Below are 23,568 nucleotides of genomic sequence, written 5' to 3'. Positions count from 1 at the left end.
TCCCAACGTCTCCACTCGGGTCTCGGCTACAAGACTCCTAACGAGGTCTACAGCGAGTACCTGAACGGGCAGCGGGCGGCCTAATTCAGACCACTAGCGGTATGTCCGGAATTTCCGGGGCGGATCACTTCTCGTTAGGTGAAGCTGCTGCTGCGATCATCCATGAAGGAGGGGGCTGGTTGCTGGGCGTGGTGATGGCTGTATAGGGGTACGGCCGCGGGTCGGCGATCAACCCGAGGCCGGGTGAGGGCCCCGAAGGGGGCCGCTGGTTGTGGGGGTGGCCGTGTTCACCGTGTTCCGGGTCTGTGCCGGAAGGCAGGCCGTGGGCTCGGCTGCCGGTCATCCATCCGCGTGTCAGCATGGTGATCTAAGGCCGTGACCGGGTGGATCAATCAGGAACGGCGACCACGTCATCCGCGGGTGGGGGTCAGACCGCAGTCGATCTCGCATCCGGTCACGTGGAGCCTGCTCACGCCGCGGCCTGGGCTTGGGCGAGGGCACGGATGCGCCCGTCGCGCAGGCCGTAGTAGACCAGGGTGAGCAGCTGCGGGTGACCGCGACGGTGGCGATGTTCCGGCCCCCGGCGTCGGCGATCCGGGCCCGGGAGGAGACCAGCCGCTCGCGCAGTTCCCGCACCGCAGGCGGCGCCACGTATGCTTCCGGGAGCCGGTTCATCCGCAGCAGATCGGCCGAATCCGCGGCGTCGTGCTGGTCGTTCTTGACCCGCCGGTAGGCGAATCCGTTCACCCCGAGCGTGTGCGCGAGATGGACCTGCGCGCCGGCATCCTGGAGCACGTCGACGGCCCAGTACCAGCTGTAGGTGGCCTCCAGGACCACGTCCGGATGCTCCCCGGCCTTCGCGATCTTTGCCGCCAAGGTCAGCGGATCGTCGTCCCTCGAAAGGGGGCATCGGAGGCGGTCGGCAAGGTAACCCCGCAGCTCCAGCCCCGTTGGCTGACCCCTGGATTGCTGGTTCGGTGATGGTGGGCGTGCGCGCGGGGCCGTAGGCCTTGAGCATGTGCGCGCGGCCCGGCTTCGGCCGGGCCGCCTTTGATTACGTGAAGCAGTTCTGGACCGGGGCCGTTCGTGGTCAGATCCCTCGCCTGTTCAGAGCCTGATCGTTGTTCCGGTGCGGGCGCTTTCCCGCGCGGCGTCCAGGACGGCCATGTTACGCAGGACGTCGGCCGGGTCGACCGGCAGCGGACCGTCACCGCGTACGGCGGCGGCGAACGCCGGATAGTACGAGTCCCAGCGGCCCCGCTCGGTCGGCACCGGCGCACTGGTCGCGCCGCGGTGCAGCCGGCCCCAGCCGTGCTCGGGCTCCACGCCCCACCGGTCGCCCAGCGCCGCGGGCGACTTCCCGGACTTCAGCAGGGCCTCCTGGTGGTCCATGCCGTCGACGCCGTTCACCACGTAGGAGCCGGTGGAGCCGCTCACCCGGAAACGCGGGCCCGGGGCGGCCTGGCGCCAGCTGCCCCACAGGTGCGACTCGACGCCGCTGACGTGGTGCAGGGCCATGAAGAAGTCGTCGTCGAGGTCGCCGTTGCCGCGGATCTCGGCGAAGACGCGTACGGCCGGGCCGTGCAGCAGGTGCGCCTGGTCGACCAGGTGCGAGCCGAAGTCGAGCAGGGTGCCGCCGCCGGCCGCCGGGACCTTGCGCTGCGGATCCCAGCGCTCGAAGCGCGACTCGAAGCGGCGGATCGTGCCGAGCGCGTTCTCGGCGATCAGCTTGCGAAGCGTCAGCAGGTCGGAATCCCAGCGGCGGTTCTGGTAGGCGCTGAGCAGCACGCCCTGGGCGCGCGCCGCATCGACCACCTCCTGCGCGCTCGGCGCGTCGAGGGTGAACGGCTTGTCGACCACCACGTGCAGGCCGGCGGCGATCGCCTCGCGGGCCAGCTCGGCGTGGGTGGCGGCGGGCGTGGAGATGCTGACCGCCTCGGCGCCGGCCTTCTTGAGATCGGCGATCGAGTCGAACGCGGTCGCGGTGGGGTGCTGGGCGGCCAGCTCGGCGCGGCGCTCGGGCGACCGGGTGACCACGCCGACGAACTCGACGTTCTCCGCCGAGGCCAGCAGGGGAGCGTGGAAGATGCGCCCGCCGGAGCCGTAGCCGACAAGCCCGAACTTGACCGCGTCAGTCATGCGAAGAGCCTGCCACAACGGTTTGCCGTCCGCCGATCAAGGGTGCCCGGACGCGCATCTGCACGGATACGAGAGCGCCCGGTGATCCTTCCTGTCGGATGCGTGACCGCTGCCAGCGGAAAGCGTCGCCGGTGCGTCAACATTTGCCGCATGAAGCCCGTGCAGATGGAACGCACCCCCTTCGCCGACCTCGACGGTCTGCCCAGTGAGATGACCGCCATGCTGCTCGCGGCGCTCGAGGCGATGGGCCATCACCCCGAGATCAGGCGGGTGCGCGACACCGCCTTGCAGGCGCTGCGGCCCGAGCCGGGCGCCCGGCTGCTGGACGCGGGCTCCGGCGCCGGCGACGTGGCGCGCTGGCTCGCGGCGAAGGTGGGGCCGGCGGGCGAGGTCATCGCCCTGGACTCCTCGGCCGCGACCATCACGGCCGCCCGGCAGCGGCACGACGGCAGCAATGTCCGATACCTGACCGGCGACGTCGCGGCGACGACCCTGCCGGCCGACAGCGTCGACGGCGTCTGGTGCGAGCGGGTGCTCCAGCACGTCGACGACGCCGACGTGGTGATCGGCGAGCTGATCCGGGTGACGCGCCCGGGCGGCCGGATCTGCCTGATCGACACCGACTGGGGCTCGCTCGCCTTCGACGGCGTGCCGGCCCGGCTCGCCCGGACAGTGGTGGCCACCATGCACGGCCGGCTCACCCCGCACCAGGCCGACATGGGCCGCACGCTGCGTCGCCGGCTGGTCGGCGCGCGGCTCGCCGAGGTGACCGCGACGCCGGTGACCTGTGTCTTCGGCGACCCGGCCTCGGCCGCGGTGGTGCTGCCGATGGTCAACCCGATGGTGCCGCAGGAGGCGTGGATGACCCCGCCGGGCGTACGCGATGAATGGTTCTCCTACGTCGACGCCGCCGGCCACCGCGGCGATTTCCTGGCCATCCTGACGATCTGGGTGGTCACCGGCACGGTCGTCTGAGCATGTTTTAACCGTCGGCGGGCCGCCAGTGCTGCCGTTTCCGGTCGTCGCGGACGACGTAGCCGAGACGACCCAGCTCGGATCGCAGCTCCCGCTTGTCGGCGTCGTCGCCGGCGTCGAGGGCCTTCTGCCGGGCGGCGAACAGCGCGTGCGCCGCGGCCGGGAGCTCGGGCAGGCCGGGCACCCACCGGCGGTAGGACGACAGGTAGGGGTCCTGGTCCGCCCAGGCTATGCCGTTCGCCGCGAACGCGGCCCGCAGGCGGTGGGCGGAGAGATGGCACGGCTCGCGCGCCAGCTCGCGGCCGGTGCGGCCGAGCAGCACCAGCTGGTCGCGGTCGGGAAAGGCGACGGTCACGTCGGCGCGCGGCACCGCGACGGTGGCGCCGGGGCGGGACAGCACCACCTCGGCCAGGGTGATCCGCACGGTCAGCGACTCGCGGTCGACCAGGCCGGCCAGGATGAGCCCCAGCAGCGCGCCCAGCGCCGTCGCCGCGATCGTGGCGGCCGGCTCGGGCAGCTCCCGAGCCAGGCTGAACGGGCCGGGCAACGGCAGCCACCCGGCCACCCTGATCACCAGGTAGAGGAGCGCGGCGCCGAGCGCCGGGAGGCACAGCCACACCAGCACCCTGGCCCACCACGGTGTCGGCACGTTCGTCGTCTGCTGGAGCACGGTCCGAGTCTTCGCGACGGCGGCGCCGGCCCGATACCGACCGAGGGCGATATCCGATCGACTAAAGTCGGCTGCCCGCCGCGGGCCCGCGCCGGTAGCTTCGAGGCATGGCACGGCGGAGCGCGCGCACTTGGCTGCTGGAGGGCTCTCTCGCGGTCCTCGCGACGCTGCTCGGCCTGTTTTTCGTTTGGCAGTCGGTCGGCGAGGGCGATGGCGCCCCGTTGCCGCTCGAGGCGATCGGCGGCGCGTTCTCCTTCGCCGGGCTCCTGCTCTTCCGGCGCAGCCACCCGGTGGGGCTCACGCTCGCGCTCATCCCGTTCGGCATCCTGCTCGGCATGCCGATGGGCGCCACGCCGATCGCGCTGTTCTCGGTGGCGCTGCACCGCCCGGCCCGCGTCACGATCGCCCTCGCGAGCCTGCACGCCATCTGCGTGGCGACGGTGTACGGCCTGGTGCTCGGCCTGACCCGGCAGTATTACGAGTCCGTCGCGTTCGTGGTGCTGCTGCACGTCAGCCTCGTCGCGGTGGCCATGGTGATCCGGGCCCACCGCCAGCTGGTCGCCTCCTGGGCCGAGCGCGCCCGCCAGGCCGAGGAGGGCCAGCGGCTGCGGATCGAGCAGGCCCGGCTGGCCGAGCGCGAGCGCATCGCCCGCGAGATGCACGACGTTCTCGCCCATCGGGTCTCGCTGCTCGCGCTGCACGCGGGCGCGCTGGAGGTACGGCGCGACGCCCCGGCCGACGAGCGGCAGGCGGCCGGCGTGATCCGGAAATCGGCCCATGACGCCCTGGAAGACTTGCGGATGCTGCTGGGCATGCTGCGCGCGCCGGCCGAGGACCGCCCCCAGCCGACCCTCGACGACGTGCCGGCCCTGGTCGAGCAGTCCCGCCTGGCCGGCGCCGACATCAGCTTCGCGATGACTCCCGCCGAACGGGAGGACGACGTTCCCCCGCAGACCGGGCGGCACGCGTACCGGATCATCCAGGAGGGGCTCACGAACGCGCTCAAACACGCCCCCGGCGCCCCGGTGCGGGTCAACGTCGACGTCGTCTCGCCCCGCGGGCTGGACCTGCGGATCGACAACGACCTCGCCTGGGACGGACGGCACGTGGAGCCGATCCCCGGGGCCGGCGCGGGCCTGATCGGCTTGCGCGAGCGGGTCCAGCTGGCCGGCGGCCGGCTGGAGCACGGCCCGACGCCGTCCGGCCAGTTCAACCTGCGGGCGTGGCTGCCATGGCAGACGTGACGCCGGTGCGGGTGCTCATCGTCGACGACGACCCGCTGGTGCGGTCCGGGCTGTCGATGATGCTGGCCGCGTTCGACGAGATCCAGGTGATCGCCGCGATCTCGGACGGAACCGAGGTGGCGGCGGCGGTGAACACGTACCGGCCGCAGGTGGTGCTGATGGACATCCGGATGCCCGGGCTGGACGGCCTCACCGCGACGGCCGACCTGCGGAGGCGCCGGGATCCGCCGGAGGTAGTCGTGCTGACGACCTTCGATACCGACGAGCACGTGCGGCGGGCCATGCAGGTGGGCGCCAGCGGGTTCCTGCTCAAGCACGAGCCGCCGGGCGACATCGCGCAGGCTATCCGCCGGGCCGCCGAGGGCGAGCCGATCTTCACGCCGTCGGTGCTGCGAAAGGTGATGGGACTCGCCGGCGAACACGGCCGCAGTCAGGGGCGCGACCGTGCCTTGGAACGGCTGCGCCGGCTCAGCCCGGGCGAGACCGAGGTGGCCCGCCTGATCGCGGACGGGCGAACCAACCAGGAGATCGGCGTCGAGCTGCGGATGAGCACGGCCACCGTCAAGGCGTACGTGACCAGGATCTTCACCAAGCTCGGCCTGACCAACCGGGTCCAGGTGGCGATCCTGGTGCACGAGTCGCGCTGACCTCACCGCGGCTTCTCCAACTCCGGACACGGGTACGGCTCATTGACCGGCGCGTCCGCGGGGATGCCGGCGAAATGCTCGTTCAACTGGGCGTACGGGTTGTGCTTGGGATTGCGGGCCGCCCGCACCACCTCGCGCTCCTGACGCCGCACGGCGACGGCGAACCGCAGCGACGTCCACAGCCGCAGCCTCCGCGACGAGTCGAGCGCGGCGAGCACCCGCGCCAGCGACTCACGCTCCGGCGCCGGCACGAACGTCAGGACGAGGATGAGCGGAAGCACGGCTGCCACGATCTCGCTGAGGATGAGCAGCAAGACCAACGCAGCGATGATCCCGGCCAGTGCGGTACTGGTCATCGGCTTCTCCTGTCGCCAGAGACGAGGGCGAGGGGACCCGCCCGGCAGGGACCGGACGGCGGTGCGGAGCCGCTCAAAGTGTGCTGACCCCCGGCGGCGGCCACCAGTACGAGCGCCACCCCGACCGCGACGGTGAGAACGAGCGTCGCCATCACCATCTGGAGGACCGCGTTCAGCGGCATGAATGCCCGGCGGAGGTAGCGGAGCAGACGCAGAGCCACGACCAGGCAGACGGCGGCGACCAGCAGATAGACGACCGGCGGGCAATACGTACAGCGTCGCGGAGGTCGTTGCCCGCCGAGAGTGTGGAGAGGGAAGACAGCATGGTCAACCTCCGGTTCAGGCCGCATAGCACCGTCGGGGCCTGACCGCGTCGTCTCTTGGAAGGCAACACGCTGCGAAGCGATGCCGGCCTTTGTGCTACCTGTCCGTGACCCTTGTCTATGAATATCCATGGCTATCCACGTGATCGCAAGAGTCATGCGCATGTGTGAATACCGGAATCCCTCCGCCCTCATGCCTCCCGTGGGTGTCACCGGCCTCGGAGTATGGTTGTATAGCCTCATGCACGCCGGGCGCATAATTGCTGTATCGTCCGTCTGTGACAAATCAACCTTTAACGGTCGTTCAGCCTGCCGAATCGGCCGGCACGGGGCCGCAGCTCACCCTCCTCACCAAGCTCTGTGGCGGGACGAGCTGCCCCACCATCTACCGCACCGAGCGCGACACCTACGTGATCCAGGGTTATACCGTGACCGCCGAAACTGCCGGGTTGGATCTGCCGGCCGGCGAGCAACTGGTGGAGATTCCGGCCGACCTGCTTGCCCAGGCGGTGAAGGCGGCCGGCTGAGCACCGCAACGACGAATGCCGAGAGGGGGCGAGTCACGTGACCGACTCGCCTCACCTCGCCGGCGGCTTCGACGAGCCTGTCGGCACCGCGCTGGCTCGCTGGCGCCGGGCCAAGCAGATCTCGGGCCAGGCGCTCGGGGAGCGGGTCGGCATGAGCCAGGCGACGATCTCCAGGTTGGAGAACAACATCTCCAATCCGGACCCGCAGGTGGTCCGCCGCGTCGCCGAAGCCCTCGCGTTACCCGCGGAGGAGGTCGAGCGTCTCGTCGGGCTGGTCGATCGGCCGAGCGAGGCTCTGATCGATTGGCAGTCGACTCAACCAGGACTCGCCGATCGGCAGCATTTCGTGCGAAGACTCGAGAACGCCGCCCGCGACACACGCATCTTCCAGGCCGCCGTGGTTCCCGGTCTGCTGCAGACGAGCGAGTACGCCCGCGCCGTGCTGACGGCCCTGCGAATCGAGCTCGCCGACGATCAGATCGCCGATTCGGCGCTCGCCGTCTCGGAGGCGGTCGCGGTGCGCATGCAGCGAGCCCTTGCGCTCGACGAACCGGATCGGACGTTCCATTTCTTGATCGCCGAGGATGTGCTGGGTCACCAGGTGTGCCGGCCGGTCGACATGATCGCCCAGATCGCGCGGTTGCGGGAGGTTGCCGCGTATCCGAACGTCAGCTTCCGGATCATCCCGCAGGACGCCGAGTGGCCGATCCCGCCATTCCACGGCTTTGTTCTCATGGATGACAAGAGCTTGATCGTCGATCTCTTCAACACCGGGCTGCTGTCGCGCGGGCGCCGCATGGTCGGCCACTACCGGCGCGTTTTCGAAGGCCTTGACGGGATCGCGACCAGTGACATCGACTCGATCCTTGACGACTACGAGAAGCGGTACCTCCGGAGGCTCTCCCATAGTGTCGCTTGACTGTTTGTAACGATCTGGTTTCCTTCCGTACCGTGAGTGTCATGACGACCCAAAAGGATCCCGTCGCCACAAGGGAGGAGCGTGCGGCCACAGCTGAGTCGCCTCTCCGTGTTCTGGCCGGCCAGTGCGGCGGCGGCTCGTGTCCCACCGTGTACGGCACCGATCGTGCGACGGTCGTGGTGCAGGGCTACGTCGTGAACGGCGACAACGCCGGTGTCGAGGTGCCCGTCGGCGAGCACCTCGTCGAGATCCCGACCGAGATCTTGCTCGCCGCAGCCGACAAGATCCGTAACCAGGCCTGAGACAGCGTCGTCACCGGGCACAGCGCTCCCGGCGGCCCGCCCGCCGCCGGGTCGAGGGGGCGGCGGGCGATGCGATGTCAGTGGCCCGTCGGGACCATGCGGCTTATCAGTTGGTCGAGGGCGATGCTGGCGAAACCCACCCGCACGTCGCTGGCGCCGTACGGAAGCCAGAAGCGGCCGTCGTGGATGAGGCCGCCGCAGGAGTAGAGCACGTTCGGGACGTAGCCCTCGCGTTCCACGTCGTCGGGCTGGATCAGGCCCCCGGGGAGGTCGGCGATCACCCGCTCCGGGTTCTCCAGGTCCAGCAGCATGGCGCCGATCGCGTAGCGGCGCATCGGCCCCACGCCGTGGGTGAGCACCAGCCAGCCCTCCGGCGTCTCCACCGGGGAGCCGCAGTTGCCCACCTGGACCAGGTCCCACCCGCGGTGCGGGACCAGCAGCGGCACGGCCTGCTGCCAGCGGTGCTGGTCGTCGCGGATACTGAGGCCGAGTGTCTCGCCGTCGGCGCGGCACAGGGCCAGCTTGCGGCCGCCCACGTAGCGCGGGAACAGCGCCATGCCCTTGTTGCGGGCCGCCGGGCCGTGCAGCTGGGTGACCTCGAAATGACGCAGGTCGCGGGAGAAGATGACCCGCCCGGAGATGCGGCGGCCGTCGTAGGCCGTGTAGGTGGCCTGGTAGGCGAGCCGGCCGTCGGGGTCGACGACCTGGACGAAGCGGGCGTCCTCCATGCCGTTGCTCTCGGCGCGGGTGGCGGGCCACATGACCCGCTGGTGCAGGGGTACGGCGCAGGGGAAGGTGACCGCGTAGTCCTCGGCGACGATGTGCCGGATCCGGTCGAGCGTCTCCTGGGTCATCGGGCGGGTGTGCAGCTCGGCCGGGATGTGGGTCATCACATCCTCGAACTCCTCGTCGGTGTAGCGCTCGGGCAGCGCGGACACCACGTACGCCGAGGCCTCGTTGTCGATCTCCCCGTCGATCAGCGCGGCCGAGAGCTGGAAGCGCATGTGCATCGCGCCGACCCGGTGGCCGATCATGAGGGGGCCGCCGCGCTCCTCGAGCCGGATGGTGTCGCCGGCGCCGAGGATCGCCGAGCAGAAGCCGACCGACGAGATGTGGCCCTCGCCGATCTGGCGCAGGCTGATCGCGACCCGCAGCTCGCCGGGCTCGAGGCCGGCCTGGTCGGGGTGCGGCACCATCGACGGGTTGCACAGCGCCGCCGCCTCGACCGAGAACTCGTGGCTGAAGTACGCGCCGATCAGCGTGCGGGCCGTCGGGGCCAGCTCGATCTCCGGCGGCACGCGGTGCTGCACCAGCTCGTAGTGGTGCTGGAACGTCGACAGCAGGTCGTGATGCCGGCCGGCGAAGTTGCTCAGCACGTCGTCGAGCAGCCGGGCGGTCTCGGTCTCGTCGAGCTGGAGGATGCGCTCGATCAGGCCGGAGGCCCGGTTCTGCACCATCTGGACGTCCTCGCCGGGCACGAACAGCTTGATCACCACGCGCCGGTCGTCCGGCCGCATGACGATGTCGTGCCGGGTCACCAAGGTCTTCTTTTTCATGGTTGCGGTCACGCTAGGCCGCCTGACGGTCGGGTCGCGCTCCGGGTCGCCAGCGTGCGGGCATGCTGCAGGGTCGACACGAGCGCGAGGGTGGATTCGGCTCCTTGGTTCACATTAGGACCATCTGCCGTCAATCCGTCATAACATCCGCCGCTCAGGGGGTCGTACATGACGGTCTGCGTGTCGTTGTCACCCAGGAACCAGGCGATCGAGCGAAACAGCGGTTCATCCCATCGGTCGTCGCCGGTGATCGCGGCGGCGGTGGCGCACGCGTCGGCGGTAGCGGCGGCCTCGATCGGCTGCTGGTCGAAGCGGTGCTTCGGCTCGCCGTGGCGCCACCCGCCGACCGGGACGGTGGAGAGATGGCCGCCGTTGTCCTGCTCGCGGCACAGCCAGGCGAGCATCCGCAGGCCGGTCCGCAGCAGCGGCTCGTCGCCGAGCAGGTCGCCGGCCGCGATCACCACCTCGGCCATCGTCGGGTTGGCGTAGGTCAGCAGCGGCTCCGGCCAGACCCAGGACGGGTCGGGCCCGGGCGGCCCGACCGCCGCCGCGGCGTCGCTCAGCAGCGCCGCCGCGTCCCGGTCGCGCGGGTCGGCGCGCAAGACCTCGGCGGCGCCCAATCCGGCGTACGCCATCGCCCGTGGCCACGGCGAGCGTTGCCGCGCACCCACCCGGAAGGCCAGCCGGGCCTCGCGCGCGATCCACGGCGCCGTGGATCGCGCCGCGGCCGTGCCCAGTCCCCAGAGCGCGCGCCCCCACCAGTCGCCCAGCCCGGGCTCGTCGGTCCACCGCCGGTCGTAGCCCATCCGGTTGCGGAACGCGCCGGACGGATCCTGCGCGTGGGTCAGGAAGGCCAGGTAGCGCTCGGCCAGCGTGACCACCTGCGGCGCCGGGCGGGGCTCGCGCGCGGCGACCAGCAGGCCGCGGCCGACGTCGTCGACGCAGTAGCCGTGCTCGCGCCGCACGGTCGCGTGGCGCGCGTGCTCGAGCAGCCCGGTGTCGTCGGAGAGCCGGGCGATGTGGCTGAAGCTGGGCGGTGGGATGTCGGCGAGGCGAAGGGGCGGCGGAACGAGCCGCAAGCCGGCACTCACGCCGGCACGGATGCCGCGACGGGGGCCGCCGCCGGCGACAGCAGGCGGCCGGCCAGCGCCTGATACCGGGCGGCCACCGCCGGCCATCGCAGCGTGGGCCCGCCGGCGATCCCGGTCAGCCGGCCGGCCGGCCAGGGCGCGGCGATCAGATGCCGGATCGCCGCGGCCATCGCCGCCGGATCCTGGTGCGGCACCAGCAACCCGGGCCCGTCGGCGAGCAGCTCGACTGCGTGCGGGAACTCGGTCGCCACCACCGGCACCCCGGCGCCGACCGCCTCGATCAGCACCCCCGAGGTGACCTGCTCGGTGGAGTCGTAGGGCAGCACCACCGCGTCGGCCGAGCGGATCAGCCGGGACAGGCCGGCCTGGTCCAGGTACTCGTCGCGCCAAATCACCTCGTCGGTCACCCCGAGCGCGCCGGCGAGGGCTTTCAGCGAGTCCCGGTACGCGTCGCCGAACTGTTCCAGCACCTTCGGGTGGGTGCGCCCGGCCACCGTGTAGACCGGCGCCGGCGACAGGTCCCGCAACAGCGCCAGCGACCGCAGCGCCCACTCGATGCCCTTGCCCGGCCCGAGCAGCCCCCAGGTCAGCAGATGCGGCCGGTCGTGGTCCTCGCGGGGCGCGCTCTCGTGGCTCGCGGTCCCGTGCGGGATCACCGAGATCTTGCGCGGGTCGACGGCGTACCCCGCGGTGAGCCGCTGCCGCGCGGTGTCGGTCATGGTGACCAGCGCGTCGGCGGTCGCCCCGATGCGCTCGAGGACCTGCCGCTGGAGCGGGTCGGGGTGGCTGAGCACGGTGTGCAGCACCACGATCGAGGGGATCTTGAGGGCGCGCAGCAGCGGCAGCACCTCGGCGCCGGCGTCACCGTGGTAGATCCCGTACTCGTGCTGGATGATCGCCACGTCGAAGCGGTTGAGCGCGTTGGCGGCCGCGGCCCAGCCGCCCGGGTTGTCGGTGTGCCAGGTGTGCACCACCCGCGGCGCGTCCCGGTCGAGGTCGATGCCGCCGCTCACGTTGTCGCCGGCCAGGAGCCGGACGACGCCGGCGCCGCCGGCCGGGTCGAGCTGGGCGGCGAGTGCGGCGGTGAATGTGGCCAAACCGCACTGGGTGGGCGGATATGTGCTCAGAAAGCCGTAAGTGGCGGGCATGACAGGCCTTTCTCGGTTCGCGGCTGCCTCCCCGCAGCACGACTCTGCGCGCGCGGAGGACGAAGCCCGGCCCGCGCGCAAACGCCATTGCGACGCTCCGGGAATTGCCCGGACGAGCGCCGGAATTCAAGTGAGGGTTATTCACGCCGATGGTGATCCGAACGTTAAGCGCACCGTTGCCGCAACTCACCGCGGGTCGTGAATAGCACTCATTGTGACGTTAACAAGATTCGCCTATTGGGCTGACGATTTTGCGGTAAATTGCCAGGTAGTCGTCGACCATGCGGTCGGCGGAGAACCGTTCCCGGGCGCGCCGCGCGCACTCTCCCCGGTCTATTCCCGCGATGCCCGCCACCGCGGCGACCGCCCCGGCGACATCGGTCACCAGGCGCCCGGTAACGCCCTCGTCGACCACTTCCGGCATCGAGCCTTTCCGGTACGCGACGACCGGCGTCCCGCACGCCATCGACTCCACCACGGAAAGGCCGAACGGTTCCGCGAACCGGATCGGGTGCAGCAATGCCGCCGCGCCGCCGAGGATGCGCCCGCGATCGGCCGGCCCGACCGATCCGAGGTAGACGACCCGGTCGCCGTCGATGTGCGGCGCGACCCGGGACTCGTGGAAGGCGCGATCCTGGACGATCCCGCACAGGATGAGCCGCCGGCCGGCCCGGGCCGCGATCTCGATGGCCAGATCGGTGCCTTTGTCCGGATGGATCCGGCCGAAGCACACCAGGTCGTCCGAGGGGGAGTGCGCTATCGGCAGCGCCGAGAGGTCGATCCCGTGATGCACGGTGCCGGCGTACGACAACCGGGGGGAGCGGTCGCTGTCGGAGATCGAGACGTAGTGCGAGCCGGCTCGCGCGTACGCCGGCAGGATGTTCTGCCCCGAGAAGCCGTGGATGGTGGTGAGCAGCGGCGCCCGGCAGTGTTGCGAGAAGGCCAGCGGCAACCAGTCCAGATGGTTGTGCACGAGATCGAACTCGGCGGACCGGGACAGCGCGTGGCTGACGTGCAGGGCCTCCCAGACCCGGCCGTCGAGCTCGTCGCTCTCCTCGTACCCGGCCGGGATGACCCCGTCGAGGGCCGCCTTGGTGACCGAGTCGAGCGTCGCGAACAGCGTGACGTCGACGCCGCGCTCGGCCAGTCCCTCGGCGAGCAGGCTGGTGATCAGTTCCCACGGGCCGTAGTGCAGCGGCGGCGTGCGCCAGGCGATCGGCCCCAGCAGCGCCACCTTCACGACAAAAGCCACTTTCCGGCGGTTACCACCTGGTTAGTATGCCCAGGCGTTTCGGCCCGCGTTCTCGTGTTAGAGAAGACACATGACGGATCTCTGGTGGAAAAGCGCGGTCGTTTACCAGATCTACCCCCGCAGCTTCGCCGACGCCGACGGCGACGGCATGGGTGACCTGCGCGGGGTCATCGACCACCTCGACCACCTGGCAAAGCTCGGCGTCGACGTGCTCTGGCTGTCGCCGATCTACAAGTCGCCGCAGGACGACAACGGCTACGACATCAGCGACTACCAGCAGATCGACCCGCTCTTCGGCGATCTGGACACCTTCGACGAGCTGCTCGCCGGCGCGCACGCCCGCGGCATGAAGCTGATCATGGACTTGGTGGTGAACCACAGCTCCGACGAGCACCCGTGGTTCCTGGAGAGCCGGTCGAGCCGCGACAACCCCAAGCGCGACTGGTACTGGTGGCGGCCCGCCCGCGAGGGCCTGGAGCCGGGCACGCCCGGCGCGGAGCCGACCAACTGGGGCTCGGCGTTCGGCGGCCCGGCCTGGGAGTACGACGAGAAGACCGGCGAGTACTACCTGCACCTGTTCTCGCCGAAGCAGCCCGACCTCAACTGGGAGAACCCGGAGGTCCGCCAGGCCGTGTACGCGATGATGCGCTGGTGGCTGGACCGCGGGGTCGACGGCTTCCGGATGGACGTCATCAACATGATCTCCAAGGTGCTGCCGCTCACCGACGGCCGCCTGACCGCCGGCGCCGCCTACGGGGACGGCTCCGCGTCGTACATCAATGGCCCGCGCAACCATGAATTCCTGCGCGAGATGCACGACCAGGTCTTCGCCGGACGGCCGGGCATGCTCACCGTCGGTGAGATGCCCGGGGTCACCGTGGCCGAGGCCGTCAAGTTCACCGACCAGGACCGGCACGAGGTCGACATGGTCTTCCAGTTCGACCACGTGTGGGCCGACCGCGGCGGCGACCCGTGGACGCTGGTCCCGCTGCAGCTGACCACGCTCAAGGGGATCTTCGGCCGCTGGCAGGCCGGGCTCGGCCAGATCGGCTGGAACAGCCTCTACTGGAACAACCACGACCAGCCGCGCGCGGTCTCCCGGTACGGCGACGACTCGCCGGAGCACCGGGCGACGGCGGCGAAGATGCTCGGCACGGTGCTGCACCTGCACCGCGGCACGCCCTACATCTACCAGGGCGAGGAGCTGGGCATGACCAACTACCCGTTCCGCACGATCGCCGACTTCCGCGACATCGAGGCGCTCGGGCAGTACCACCAGGCGGTGGAGCAGGAGGGGCGCGCGCCCGAGGACGTGCTGACCGTGCTGCGGGCCCGTGGCCGCGACAACGCGCGCACGCCGATGCAGTGGGACGGCTCGCCGCACGCCGGGTTCACCAGCGGCACGCCGTGGCTCGCGGTCAACCCGAACTACCCGGAGATCAACGCCGAGGCCGAGCGGGCCGACCCGGACTCGGTGTTCCACCACTACCGCAAGCTGATCCGGCTGCGGCACGACGAGCCCGCGGTGGTCGACGGCGACTTCACCATGCTGCTGCCGCACGACGAGCGGCTCTACGCCTTCACCCGCCGGCTCGGCCACACCGAGCTTCTGGTCGTCGGCAACTTCACCGGCGAGACCGTGCGCGCCGAGATCGAGGACGCGATCGCGTGGGAGGAGGCCGAGCTGCTGCTCACCAACGTCGCCGCGCCGCCCGGCCTGACGCTCGCGCCCTGGCAGGCCGTCGTCTACCGCCGTTCGATATAGGGCACCAGGCCGTCGAGCAGCCGAGCCAGCCCGAACTCGAACAACTGGCCGAGGTCGAAGTCGAACGGCTGGGTCGTCAGGTCGCGCAGGTGCGGCAGGCTCGCGGAGGTCATCATCGCGGTCATCGTGCCGACCTGCGTGTCCATCCACTGCTCGTCGGTCAGCCCGCTGTCGCGGATCGCCTCCGCCTCCGGTTCCAGCGCGCTCGCCAGCCCGCGAACGAAGCTGAACAGCAGGATCTGGACGTACATCCGGTCGGGCAGCGACAGCCGGGTGCCGTCGAAGATGGCCAGCACCCACTCGGTGAGGCCCAGCGCGTTGGGCGCCAGCTGCGGCCGGGTCAGCGACATCGACGGCGCCAGCCACGGGTGCCGCTGGAACATCCGCCACTCCAGCCGGGCCACCAGCTCCAGCCCGGCCCGCCAGCCGGCCGGCGGCCGTGGCGGCAACCGCACCTCGCCGAGGGCCGCGTCGATCATGGCGAGGGTCAGCTCGTCCCTACTCGGGACGTGCCGGTAGAGCGCCATCGTCGAGACGCCGAGCCGGCTCGCGATGCGCCGCATCGACAGCTCACCCATCCCCTCGGCGTCGGCGATCTCGACGGCGGCGGCCACTATCCGCTCGATGGTCAGCTCGTGGTCGCGGCGCGGCGCCGGCCCGGCCACCACGGTGCCGACGCCCGGGCGGGACACGGTCAGCCCCTCCTCGCGCAGGGCCGCGTGCGCCTTGGTGGCGGTGGCGATCGCGACGCCCCACTCCTGGGTGATCTGCCGGGCCGAGGGCACCCGGTCGCCCGGGCCGAGCTCGCCGGACTCGATGCGCCGGCGCACGTCCGCCACGATCCGCCGATACGGATGCACTAGTACACCTCCCGGTTCGCAGGGCGAGCGTACTAGTGCGGTTTGCGCTGCCGCAACCGACGCTCCTACCCTCGCTAGTACACCTGATACATGGTACGCACTCACGGAGGAGCAGGGGCATGCGGGTTCTCATCTCCGGCGGCGGGATCGCCGGGCCGGCGCTGGCGTTCTGGTTGCACCGGGCCGGCGCCGAGGTCACCGTCGTCGAGCGGTCGGCGGCGCCGCGGCCGGGCGGGCACGCGGTCGACATTCGCGGGGTCGCCCGGGACGTGGTCGAGTGGATGGGCCTGCGCGAGGCGATCCGCGAGCGTCAGGTCGACGAGCGCGGGTGGGCGCTGGTCGACGCGCGGGGGCGGAAGATGGCCACGATGCCGGCCGATCTCTTCGGTGGGGAGGGCATCGTCGCCGAGATCGAGATCGCCCGCGGTGATCTCGCCCGGATCCTGCACGACGCCACCGCGGGTGATGTCGAGTGGCGCTTCGGCGACCGCGTCACGGCGCTCACGCCGGACGGGGAGGTGACGTTCGCCAGCGGGCGGCGGGAGCGCTTCGACGTGGTGGTCGGGGCCGACGGGGTGCGGTCGGGGGTGCGGGAGCTCGCCTTCGGGCCGCATGAGCAGTTCGTGCGGCCGCTTGGCGGGTGCAGTTCGTACTTCACCGTCCCCGACCCCGGCGACCTGGACAATTGGTTCGAAATGTACAACGCGCCCGGGGGCCTGGTCGCGGGCATCCGGCCCGAGCGTGGCGGGACGGCCAAGGCGAGTCTCGGCTTCCGCACCGACGCGCCCTGGGCGCGCCTCGACCGGGCCGCCCAGCTCGCGCTCATCGCCGCGAAATTCGAGGGGGTCGGCTGGCGGGTGCCCGGCTTCCTCGAGGCGATGCCGCGGGCGGAGGACTTCTACTTCGACGAGATCACCCAGGTGTACGTCGAGAAGTGGCACCGCGGCCGCGTGGTCCTGCTCGGCGACGCCGGCTACTGCGGCTCGCCGCTGGCCGGCCTCGGCACCAGCATGAGCCTGGTCGGCGCGTACGTGCTGGCCGGCGAGCTGGCCACCGCCGGCGCGCCGGAGCACGCGTTCGCGGCCTACCAGGAGCAGATGGCCGGTTACGTCGCCGAGGGCACCCAGCTCCCGCCGGGTGGGATGAAGGCCTTCGCCCCCAACAGCCGCCTGATGATCCGGATGCGCGCCGTCTCGATGACCATGATGGGCGCCTGGCCCATGAAGCAGCTGCTGGCCAAGCAGTTCGGCAAGGCCGACGCGATCACGCTCAAGAAATACGCCGGGGGTACGACCGGCCCGATAACGGTGCCTTGATTTCAGGGCACGACCGGCAGGATCAGCGACGAGGTGTGCCGGACCGTGGTGCGGGTGGGTACCAGCCGGGTGGCCTGGCCGGGCGGCTCGCCGGTGCCGTAGTTGCGCAGGAAGCGCGGGTGGGCGCCGCCGCTCACCTGCAACCGGATGCGGTGGCCGGGACGGAAGCGGTGGCCGGCGGGGCCCATGTCGACGACGACCCGGCCCGGCGCGGCGAAGCGGGTGAGGCCGTCGCACACGTTGACGGACCGGCCGGCGGGGTCGACGTCGCACAGACGGGCGAACACGTCACCGCTCGCGGCGGTCGTCGACGCGTCGAGCTCGGCGCGCACGGCCCCCATCACCTCGACGGCCTCGGGCAGCGCTTCGCCGGTGAAGACGAGCACGTCGGGACGGGCCTCGAGGGCGGCGTTGTCGCGCCGGCCCTGCGTCTTGGACTGCAACGCCCCGCCGATCGACGGGGTCGGGTGCGATGGATCGTACGCAAAGCTCGTCTCGCCCGGACCCGCGGAAAGCCGCAGCGTGCCGTCCCCCAGGAACCACCGCTGCTCTTGCCCGGCCGGAGGCCAGGACGGCAGATCGCGCCACTGCTCGGCGCCGGTGACGAAGACCCGCACCCGGTCCGGCGGAGTTTCGCCCCGCAGGCGGCGCATCGCCTGCGCGAACAGCTCGGGCCAGCCCTCGTCGGGCGCGGACGTGTGGGTCCACGGGCCGATCAACAGGTCGGGGTCGTGGCCGGCGGCGCGCAACCGGGCATAGATCTCGAGGACCTGGCCGGGCGCGAGGTCCCACCAGCCGGTGCAGAGGCTGACCGGTACGGCGAGCTTGTCGGCGACCGGCAGCAGGTCGGACTCGGCCCAGTGCCCGGGCTCGGGATGCGCGATCCACTCCTCGAACGACGGCCGGCGACCCCCGAAAGCCGCCGGATAGACGTCGAGCAACGGCACGCGGGTGATCACTCGCTTCAGGTGACGTTGCAGGCGCAGGATCGCCCACAGGTAATCGCGGGCGCGATGCGCCTGCCCGAACAGCCCGATGCCGCCGACCAGCGCGCGCTCCAGCGCGAACGCGCCGCCCGGCCAGAAGAACCGGTAGGGGTCGGCCAGGCCGACCTGCATGATCGCGCCGCGCCATTCCGGCGGCGGGTCGAGGGCGAGGGCCAATTGCGCGTACGCCATGTAGCTCGCGCCCATCGTGTACAGATCGCCGTTGAACCACGGCTGGTCGCGCAGCCACGCGACGGCGGCCTGACCGTCGCCCGGCTCGTTGTGCCAGGCGTGGAACTCGCCGCCCGAGCCGCCGGTGCCGCGGCTGCTCTGCAGGATCACGTGGAAGCCCTGCTCGGCGACGAGGGCGCCGTACAGGTAGTTGAACGGGAATCCGGAGCGTATGTAGGGCGCGCGGACCATCACGGTGGGGCACGGCTCGTCGGTGAGCGGAGCGTAGTGGTCGGTGAGCAGCGGGCTGCCGTCGGCGGCGGGCACCGGGCGGGCCGGCTCCCAGCGGACGTCGTACCGTGCGGACGGCCCCTTGCGGGGCCGCCGCATGAGCATCCGGAGGAGAAGAGGAAGTCTCTGCATGGCGCACGCTCCTTTATCGTACGGCGTACCGAAAATGCTACCAGGAGGCAGGCGATGACGCGCGGACGCCCACCGGCGCACACCCGGGACCAGGTCGTGGACGCCGCGATCCGGGTCGCCGACACCGAGGGGCTGGCGGCCGTGACGATCCGCCGGGTCGCCACCGAGATCGGCGCCGGGGCGATGTCGCTGTACACGTACGTCCCGGACAAGGACCGCCTGCTCGATCTGATGGTCGACAGGGTGGGCGCCACCATGCCGGCGACGCCGGTGACCGGCGATTGGCGGGCCGACCTGCTGGCGCTGGCCGGCGCGCAGCGGTCGCTCATGCGGGCGCACCCGTGGCTGCCGGCGGCCCTGCCGAACCGGCGGCTGACCGGCCCGCACATGCTGGCCTATCTGGAGCGGGGCCTGGCCGCGCTGGCGCCGACCGGGCTGGACGGCCCGACGAAGATGGAGCTGATCGCCCTGATCACCGGGTTCGTCGCCGCGTACGTGACGAGCGAGCTGGCCGGCGCGGCCCCGCCGGACGAGCAGGTCGCGCTGATCACGTCGGCGCTCGCGACCGGGGAGTTCCCGCACCTGGCGGCGGCGCTGGCGGAGGGCGGGCCGGGGCGGGAGCCGTCGTTCGAGCGCATCGCGAACTGGACCATCAGCGGACTGGTGGAGCAGGCGTCCCGGGAATGACCGGGCCGCGTCCCGGCGTCCGTGCGCGCCCGGGGACCGGTGTCGCCCGGCCGCTCGGGCACCCGGACACCCGGGCACCCGGACGGCTATGGGCGAGTGACCGCCGGGATCGCGCGGTCAGGTCAGGCAGAACCGGCCGGGCTGGAACCCGGTGATCGGCTGCGAGCGGACGACCTCTTGGCCGGCGGTCACCTGGAAATTCGGGTTGCCGCCGACGCAGTACGAGATCGCGGTCTGGTTGCTGATGCCGGCCATTTCCGTCCCGGCGGGGAACGCATACGACTGCCCCTCCGGCACGGCGGTGATGACGCCCTTGGCCTCCTGCACGCAGATGTAACCCTTGAAGCAGGGAACGGTCGGCGCGGCGGCTGCCGGCAGGGCCGGCACGAGCGCCGCCGTGGCGGCGAGGACGGAACCGGCCAGGGCACTCTTGACCCATCTGGACATCGTGGAACCCCCGTTTCATCGACGTTCGCCGAACCGTAACAAACCTGGAGATCAGCTACTGCCCCGCCGCGGGACGCCCGGCCGGACTGTCGTAGATCTATCGCGGCCCGGCGGCCGCCGAGGCCAGCCGCTGGAACTCGTCGGCGGCTCCGTTGAAGAGGAAGTCGACGGTCTGGGTCAGCGCGATCCCGATCAGGTCACGCCGCGGGTCGGTGAACCAGACGGTGCCGTATCCGCCCTCCCAGCCGTAGCGGCCGGGCCCCGAGATCTCGTCCGGCGTGACGCTGACGGCCATGCCGTATCCCCAGCCGCGCCCGGTGAGCGGGAACTGGCCGGCCTCGGCGAGCTGCCGCGGCGTGAGGTGGTTGGTGGTCAGCCGCCGGACGGACCGGGCCGACAGCAGGCGCCGGCCGTGGTGCACGCCGCCGGTCAGCAGGAACCGGCTGAAGGCCAGGTAGTCGTCGATCGTCGAGGCCAGCCCGGCGGCGCCGGACGGGAAAGCGGGCGGCCGGGTCCACTCGCCGGGCTGCGAGCCCGGCTGCGGCTGCAACTCGCCGGTCGCGGGGTCGGCCGCGTAGAGGACGGGCAACCGCGCGGCGTCGGCGGGCCGCAGGGAGAACCCGGTGGTGCTCATGCCGAGCGGGCGGAAGAGGCGCTTGCGCAGGAAGTCTTCGAGCGGCATGCGCGCGGCCCGGGCGACCAGCACCCCGAGCACCAGGCCGGCGGTGTTGTACTGCCATCGCTGCCCGGGCTGCCACATCAGCGGCAGGGTGCCGAACCGCCGCATCCACTCGTCCGGGCGCAGCGGCGTGCGCGGGTCGGGCTGGTCGAGCACCAGCTGCAGGTCGGCGGCCGCGGTGATGATCGGGTACGGCGGCTGGAAGGCCGGCTCGAAGATCATGCCGTGCCCCATCCGGAACGTCAGCAGGTCCTCGACGGTGATCGGCCGCGCCGCCGGGACGGTGCGGTCGAGCGGCCCGTCTATCCGGGTGAGCACCCGCCGGCCGGCCAGCTCGGGCAGCAGCCGGTCGACCGGCTCGCCCAGGGCCAGGCGGCCGTCCTCGACCAGCATCATGGTGGCGGCCGCGATGATCGGCTTGGTCAGCGAGGCGATCCGGAACGGCGTGCCGCGCCGCATCGGCTCGCCGCCGCCCAGCGACAACGTCCGATGGTGTCGACGTGCAGCCGCCCGCGGTGTGCCACGAGGTAGACCGCGCCCGCCAGCTCGCGCCGCGCGACCCGCGCCGCCATCGCGTCGTGCAGGCGGGCGAGACCGGCCCGCCACGCCCCCGAGTGGCCGGCGCCGGCCGAAGCGGGCGCACCGCCCGAGCCGGCCGACGCGGACGTGCATGTCGGATCCCCTCCATGGTTGGGATACCAGTGGAGACCGTGGCGATCACGCGAACTCATCGGTGGCCGGGCGGTCAGGCCGGAACCGGGCGCTCGATCCAATGCGTCAGGTTGGCGGGCCGGTCGGCCTTGCCGTAGAACCAGCCCTGCACCATGTCGCAGCCCTGGTCGCGGAGCCAGTCCCGCTGCAGCTCGGTCTCCACGCCCTCGGCGACCACCCGGTGACCCATGGCGTGGGTCATCGCGAGCACCGCGCGCACGATCGGCTCGTTCGTGCCGGCCTGGCCCACGTCGTCGACGAACGAGCGGTCGATCTTGACGATGCCGACGGGCAGGCGGTGCAGGTACGACAGCGACGAGTAGCCGGTGCCGAAGTCGTCGATGCACAGCGTCACGCCCAGCGCGTGCAGGGCGTTGAGGGTCAGCAGCGCGGCCTCGATGTCCTCCATCACGCCGGACTCGGTGATCTCCAGCCAGAGGGCGTCCGGCGGCAGGCCGGTCTCGCGGAGGACGTCGTCGACGTTCTTCACGAGGCTGCCGTCGCGGAGCTGGCGGACGGCGACGTTGACCGAGACGTGCAGCGGGCGGGCGCCCGGGCCGCGGATGCCGCTCCAGGCCAGCAGCTGGCGGGCCGACTCGCGGAGCAGCCAGGCGCCCATCTCCTCGATCATGCCGGTCTCCTCGGCGATCGGGATGAACTCGATCGGCGAGACGAAGCCCAGCTCGGGCGAGTGCCAGCGCATGAGCGCCTCGAAGCCGTCCAGCTCCTCGGTCGCCAGGTCGACGATCGGCTGGAAGTGCACCGCCAGCTCGCCGCGCTCCAGCGCGCCGCGCAGGGCCTGTTCCAGCTTCACCCGGTCGCGCACCAGCTCGCGCAGGGAGGTGTCGAACATGGCGTACGCGTTGCGCCCGGAGCCCTTGGCCTTGTACATGGCCGTGTCCGCGTCCCGGATCAGCTCGAGCGCGTGGGCGCCGCCGGTGGACTTGGCCACGCCGATCGACGCCGAGATGACCACGTCGCCGACCGAGAGCTCGAACGGCCGGGCCAGCTCGTCCAGCAGGCGGTCGGCGAGCGACTCGGCCAGCCGCAGGTGCGACGGGCTGGCCAGGGCGATCACGAACTCGTCGCCGCCGATGCGGGCCACCACGTCCTCGGCGCGGACCTGCTCGCCGAGCCGGCCGGCCACCGCGCAGAGCAGCTCGTCGCCGACCTGGTGACCCCAGTGGTCGTTGATCATCTTGAACCGGTCGAGGTCGATGAAGAGCAGGCTGATCTCGAGGTGCTCCGCGGTCGCCCGGTCGGCCCAGCGGGCGACGGTGTCCGACAGCAGCTCGCGGTTCGGCAGGTCGGTGAGCGCGTCGTGGGTGGCGCGGCGGCGGGTGGCGCGCTCCGCCCGTACGCGTTGATTGTTGGACCGCACCACGCGCGCGAGCGTGAGCAGGACGAGCAGCGCGCACAAGGCGGCCCGGATCAGGTCGTTGGCGAGCGAGCCGAGCGGCATGAGCGACGTGATCACGGTCGGCACCGCGACCACCAGACCGATCACCACCAGGCGCGCGTGGCTCATGTCCCGGACCGCGATCTGCTGCGGCTCGACCAGGGAGCGGCTCGACGGATGCAGGGCGGACGCGGGGATCAGCACGAACAGCGTCAGGAACAGCGCGGTGATCGTCGCCTCGGGCGCGTCGACGATCAGGGCGTCGCGCAGGCTGAACAGCAGGTCGCCGGCGAACATGGCGGCGGCCGCGACGATCAGCATCCACAGCGCGGGCTGGCGCACGCCGCCGGCGAGCATCAGCTGGGCGACCAGCACCAGCAGCATGACGTCGATGATCGGGAACAGCGCGTCGAGGATCTGGAACGGGGTCAGGCCGGCCGAGTCGATGGCCGGCGCGATCACGAAGGTCCAGGTCAGGAACGCCGCGGCGAGGCCGACGAGCAGCGCGTCGATCCGGGCCGGGTCGTCCTCGCCGGCGCGGCGGCGCCGCAGCATCACCGTGAAGGCAAGACCGATGCACAGGTACGCCGGGAGCACGAACGAGTTGGGGATGAGCGACATGGCGGTGATCGGCGTGGCCATGGTGGCCGGCACGAGCGCCCGGATCACGCTCGCGACGATGAACAGGAAGCCGGCCACCCGGATCAGCCGCCAGGGCAGGCGGTCGGCCGGCCGGAGGTTGCGCCGGGGGCCGGCGTAGAGGGCAACCATGCCGAGGATCATCACGAGCACCGAGACCGGCGCCTGGACCCACTCGGGGCCGAGGCCGAACACCGCGAGAAGGCCGAGACCGATCGCCACGTGGAGCCACGCGAAGCGCGCACGCAAGCCCGCTGGGCGCGCGGAAATGGCGTCGACTCCGGTCACGCCCTTCCATCGGCGGTCCCGGCCGGATCTTTACCGCTTCCCGGCTGA

At 71.4% G+C, this 23,568-nt stretch carries 23 protein-coding genes; 10 read left to right on the top strand and 13 right to left on the bottom strand.

Annotated features, from left to right (window positions below; genetic code table 11):
- Positions 1–354: 354 nt before the first annotated feature.
- Positions 355–876 carry an IS110 family transposase gene (locus ACFQS1_RS34810; protein ID WP_378976268.1) on the bottom strand — a complete coding sequence of 174 codons (522 nt, stop codon included), beginning with the start codon at positions 874–876 and terminating at the stop codon, positions 355–357.
- A gap of 231 nt (positions 877–1,107) precedes the next feature.
- On the bottom strand, positions 1,108–2,139 hold the full coding sequence (locus ACFQS1_RS34805; RefSeq protein ID WP_378976267.1) for a Gfo/Idh/MocA family protein: 1,032 nt from the start codon (positions 2,137–2,139) through the stop codon (positions 1,108–1,110).
- 150 nt (positions 2,140–2,289) lie between these two features.
- Here ACFQS1_RS34805 and ACFQS1_RS34800 point away from each other — a divergent pair, with 150 nt between their 5' ends.
- Complete coding sequence (locus ACFQS1_RS34800; RefSeq protein ID WP_378976266.1) at positions 2,290–3,114, top strand: methyltransferase domain-containing protein; 825 nt, start codon at positions 2,290–2,292, stop codon at positions 3,112–3,114.
- Between the two features lie 7 nt (positions 3,115–3,121).
- On the opposite strand, the gene ACFQS1_RS34795 is transcribed toward ACFQS1_RS34800, so the two are convergent.
- The gene (locus ACFQS1_RS34795; RefSeq protein WP_378976265.1) at positions 3,122–3,784 is read right to left on the bottom strand and encodes a YqeB family protein; all 663 of its coding nucleotides are present in this window, start codon (positions 3,782–3,784) and stop codon (positions 3,122–3,124) included.
- A 107-nt stretch (positions 3,785–3,891) separates the two neighbouring features.
- Here ACFQS1_RS34795 and ACFQS1_RS34790 point away from each other — a divergent pair, with 107 nt between their 5' ends.
- Together ACFQS1_RS34790 and ACFQS1_RS34785 are read left to right on the top strand one after the other, a co-directional pair.
- Positions 3,892–5,028 carry a sensor histidine kinase gene (locus ACFQS1_RS34790; protein ID WP_378976264.1) on the top strand — a complete coding sequence of 379 codons (1,137 nt, stop codon included), beginning with the start codon at positions 3,892–3,894 and terminating at the stop codon, positions 5,026–5,028.
- The gene (locus ACFQS1_RS34785; protein ID WP_378976271.1) at positions 5,016–5,675 is read left to right on the top strand and encodes a response regulator transcription factor; all 660 of its coding nucleotides are present in this window, start codon (positions 5,016–5,018) and stop codon (positions 5,673–5,675) included. Before ACFQS1_RS34790 ends, ACFQS1_RS34785 begins: the two co-directional genes overlap by 13 nt.
- Before the next feature lie 2 nt (positions 5,676–5,677).
- Here the strand turns inward: ACFQS1_RS34785 and ACFQS1_RS34780 are convergent, their stop codons facing one another.
- Positions 5,678–6,031: a hypothetical protein gene (locus ACFQS1_RS34780; RefSeq protein WP_378976263.1), complete on the bottom strand. Its 354-nt coding sequence runs from the start codon at positions 6,029–6,031 to the stop codon at positions 5,678–5,680.
- 80 nt (positions 6,032–6,111) lie between these two features.
- On the opposite strand from ACFQS1_RS34780, the gene ACFQS1_RS34775 reads away from it, so the two are divergent.
- The 4 genes from ACFQS1_RS34775 to ACFQS1_RS34760 all read left to right on the top strand — a co-directional run bounded on the left by ACFQS1_RS34775 (position 6,112) and on the right by ACFQS1_RS34760 (position 8,102).
- Positions 6,112–6,399, top strand: coding sequence for a hypothetical protein (locus tag ACFQS1_RS34775; protein ID WP_378976262.1), 288 nt, complete (start codon positions 6,112–6,114; stop codon positions 6,397–6,399).
- A 233-nt stretch (positions 6,400–6,632) separates the two neighbouring features.
- Entirely contained in the window at positions 6,633–6,881 is a 249-nt protein-coding gene (locus tag ACFQS1_RS34770; protein ID WP_378976261.1) for a hypothetical protein, read from the top strand.
- A 37-nt stretch (positions 6,882–6,918) separates the two neighbouring features.
- Positions 6,919–7,800: a helix-turn-helix domain-containing protein gene (locus tag ACFQS1_RS34765; RefSeq protein WP_378976260.1), complete on the top strand. Its 882-nt coding sequence runs from the start codon at positions 6,919–6,921 to the stop codon at positions 7,798–7,800.
- A 149-nt stretch (positions 7,801–7,949) separates the two neighbouring features.
- Positions 7,950–8,102: a hypothetical protein gene (locus tag ACFQS1_RS34760; protein ID WP_378976259.1), complete on the top strand. Its 153-nt coding sequence runs from the start codon at positions 7,950–7,952 to the stop codon at positions 8,100–8,102.
- Positions 8,103–8,179: 77 nt separating this feature from the next.
- Here ACFQS1_RS34760 and ACFQS1_RS34755 read toward each other — a convergent pair whose 3' ends face one another.
- The 4 genes from ACFQS1_RS34755 to ACFQS1_RS34740 all read right to left on the bottom strand — a co-directional run bounded on the left by ACFQS1_RS34755 (position 8,180) and on the right by ACFQS1_RS34740 (position 13,137).
- Positions 8,180–9,658, bottom strand: a complete 1,479-nt coding sequence (locus ACFQS1_RS34755) for a glycoside hydrolase family 130 protein (protein WP_378976258.1) — start codon at positions 9,656–9,658, stop codon at positions 8,180–8,182.
- A gap of 8 nt (positions 9,659–9,666) precedes the next feature.
- Positions 9,667–10,749 carry a glycosyltransferase gene (locus tag ACFQS1_RS34750; RefSeq protein WP_378976257.1) on the bottom strand — a complete coding sequence of 361 codons (1,083 nt, stop codon included), beginning with the start codon at positions 10,747–10,749 and terminating at the stop codon, positions 9,667–9,669.
- Positions 10,746–11,897, bottom strand: coding sequence for a glycosyltransferase (locus tag ACFQS1_RS34745; protein WP_378976256.1), 1,152 nt, complete (start codon positions 11,895–11,897; stop codon positions 10,746–10,748). The genes ACFQS1_RS34750 and ACFQS1_RS34745 overlap by 4 nt, the downstream gene beginning before the upstream one ends.
- A gap of 220 nt (positions 11,898–12,117) precedes the next feature.
- On the bottom strand, positions 12,118–13,137 hold the full coding sequence (locus ACFQS1_RS34740; protein ID WP_378976270.1) for a glycosyltransferase family 4 protein: 1,020 nt from the start codon (positions 13,135–13,137) through the stop codon (positions 12,118–12,120).
- Positions 13,138–13,219: 82 nt separating this feature from the next.
- Between ACFQS1_RS34740 and ACFQS1_RS34735 the strand changes: the two genes are divergently transcribed.
- Complete coding sequence (locus ACFQS1_RS34735; RefSeq protein ID WP_378976255.1) at positions 13,220–14,914, top strand: glycoside hydrolase family 13 protein; 1,695 nt, start codon at positions 13,220–13,222, stop codon at positions 14,912–14,914.
- Here ACFQS1_RS34735 and ACFQS1_RS34730 read toward each other — a convergent pair.
- Positions 14,896–15,774: a TetR/AcrR family transcriptional regulator C-terminal domain-containing protein gene (locus ACFQS1_RS34730; RefSeq protein ID WP_378976254.1), complete on the bottom strand. Its 879-nt coding sequence runs from the start codon at positions 15,772–15,774 to the stop codon at positions 14,896–14,898. The two genes, ACFQS1_RS34735 and ACFQS1_RS34730, sit on opposite strands and share 19 nt — an antisense overlap.
- 119 nt (positions 15,775–15,893) lie before the next feature.
- On the opposite strand from ACFQS1_RS34730, the gene ACFQS1_RS34725 reads away from it, so the two are divergent.
- Positions 15,894–17,090, top strand: coding sequence for an FAD-dependent monooxygenase (locus tag ACFQS1_RS34725; protein WP_378976253.1), 1,197 nt, complete (start codon positions 15,894–15,896; stop codon positions 17,088–17,090).
- Positions 17,091–17,092: 2 nt separating this feature from the next.
- Here ACFQS1_RS34725 and ACFQS1_RS34720 read toward each other — a convergent pair whose 3' ends face one another.
- Positions 17,093–18,670: a CocE/NonD family hydrolase gene (locus ACFQS1_RS34720; protein ID WP_378976252.1), complete on the bottom strand. Its 1,578-nt coding sequence runs from the start codon at positions 18,668–18,670 to the stop codon at positions 17,093–17,095.
- Positions 18,671–18,724: 54 nt separating this feature from the next.
- On the opposite strand from ACFQS1_RS34720, the gene ACFQS1_RS34715 reads away from it, so the two are divergent.
- Entirely contained in the window at positions 18,725–19,357 is a 633-nt protein-coding gene (locus ACFQS1_RS34715) for a TetR/AcrR family transcriptional regulator (RefSeq protein ID WP_378976251.1), read from the top strand.
- 117 nt (positions 19,358–19,474) lie between these two features.
- Here the strand turns inward: ACFQS1_RS34715 and ACFQS1_RS34710 are convergent, their stop codons facing one another.
- The 3 genes from ACFQS1_RS34710 to ACFQS1_RS34700 form a co-directional block, all read right to left on the bottom strand.
- Positions 19,475–19,804 carry a hypothetical protein gene (locus tag ACFQS1_RS34710; RefSeq protein ID WP_378976250.1) on the bottom strand — a complete coding sequence of 110 codons (330 nt, stop codon included), beginning with the start codon at positions 19,802–19,804 and terminating at the stop codon, positions 19,475–19,477.
- A gap of 97 nt (positions 19,805–19,901) precedes the next feature.
- Positions 19,902–20,966 (bottom strand): serine hydrolase domain-containing protein, encoded by a 1,065-nt coding sequence (locus ACFQS1_RS34705; RefSeq protein WP_378976249.1) that lies wholly within the window; start codon positions 20,964–20,966, stop codon positions 19,902–19,904.
- Positions 20,967–21,228: 262 nt separating this feature from the next.
- Entirely contained in the window at positions 21,229–23,454 is a 2,226-nt protein-coding gene (locus ACFQS1_RS34700) for a putative bifunctional diguanylate cyclase/phosphodiesterase (RefSeq protein ID WP_378976248.1), read from the bottom strand.
- Positions 23,455–23,568 lie beyond the last annotated feature (114 nt).

This window comes from Paractinoplanes rhizophilus (assembly GCF_042664765.1).
Taxonomy (GTDB): Bacteria; Actinomycetota; Actinomycetes; order Mycobacteriales; family Micromonosporaceae; genus Actinoplanes; species Actinoplanes rhizophilus.
Note: the sequence above shows the minus strand (reverse complement) of the source record. Positions and strands in the feature narration are given on the sequence as shown.

Coding starts and splice junctions, on each gene's coding strand:
- ACFQS1_RS34785 (WP_378976271.1), top strand. CDS start 5,016: ATGGCAGACGTGACGCCGGTGCGGGTGCTCATCGTCGACGACGACCCG.
- ACFQS1_RS34710 (WP_378976250.1), bottom strand. CDS start 19,804: ATGTCCAGATGGGTCAAGAGTGCCCTGGCCGGTTCCGTCCTCGCCGCC.
- ACFQS1_RS34805 (WP_378976267.1), bottom strand. CDS start 2,139: ATGACTGACGCGGTCAAGTTCGGGCTTGTCGGCTACGGCTCCGGCGGG.
- ACFQS1_RS34735 (WP_378976255.1), top strand. CDS start 13,220: ATGACGGATCTCTGGTGGAAAAGCGCGGTCGTTTACCAGATCTACCCC.
- ACFQS1_RS34780 (WP_378976263.1), bottom strand. CDS start 6,031: ATGACCAGTACCGCACTGGCCGGGATCATCGCTGCGTTGGTCTTGCTG.
- ACFQS1_RS34715 (WP_378976251.1), top strand. CDS start 18,725: ATGACGCGCGGACGCCCACCGGCGCACACCCGGGACCAGGTCGTGGAC.
- ACFQS1_RS34725 (WP_378976253.1), top strand. CDS start 15,894: ATGCGGGTTCTCATCTCCGGCGGCGGGATCGCCGGGCCGGCGCTGGCG.
- ACFQS1_RS34790 (WP_378976264.1), top strand. CDS start 3,892: ATGGCACGGCGGAGCGCGCGCACTTGGCTGCTGGAGGGCTCTCTCGCG.
- ACFQS1_RS34755 (WP_378976258.1), bottom strand. CDS start 9,658: ATGAAAAAGAAGACCTTGGTGACCCGGCACGACATCGTCATGCGGCCG.
- ACFQS1_RS34720 (WP_378976252.1), bottom strand. CDS start 18,670: ATGCAGAGACTTCCTCTTCTCCTCCGGATGCTCATGCGGCGGCCCCGC.
- ACFQS1_RS34745 (WP_378976256.1), bottom strand. CDS start 11,897: ATGCCCGCCACTTACGGCTTTCTGAGCACATATCCGCCCACCCAGTGC.
- ACFQS1_RS34800 (WP_378976266.1), top strand. CDS start 2,290: ATGAAGCCCGTGCAGATGGAACGCACCCCCTTCGCCGACCTCGACGGT.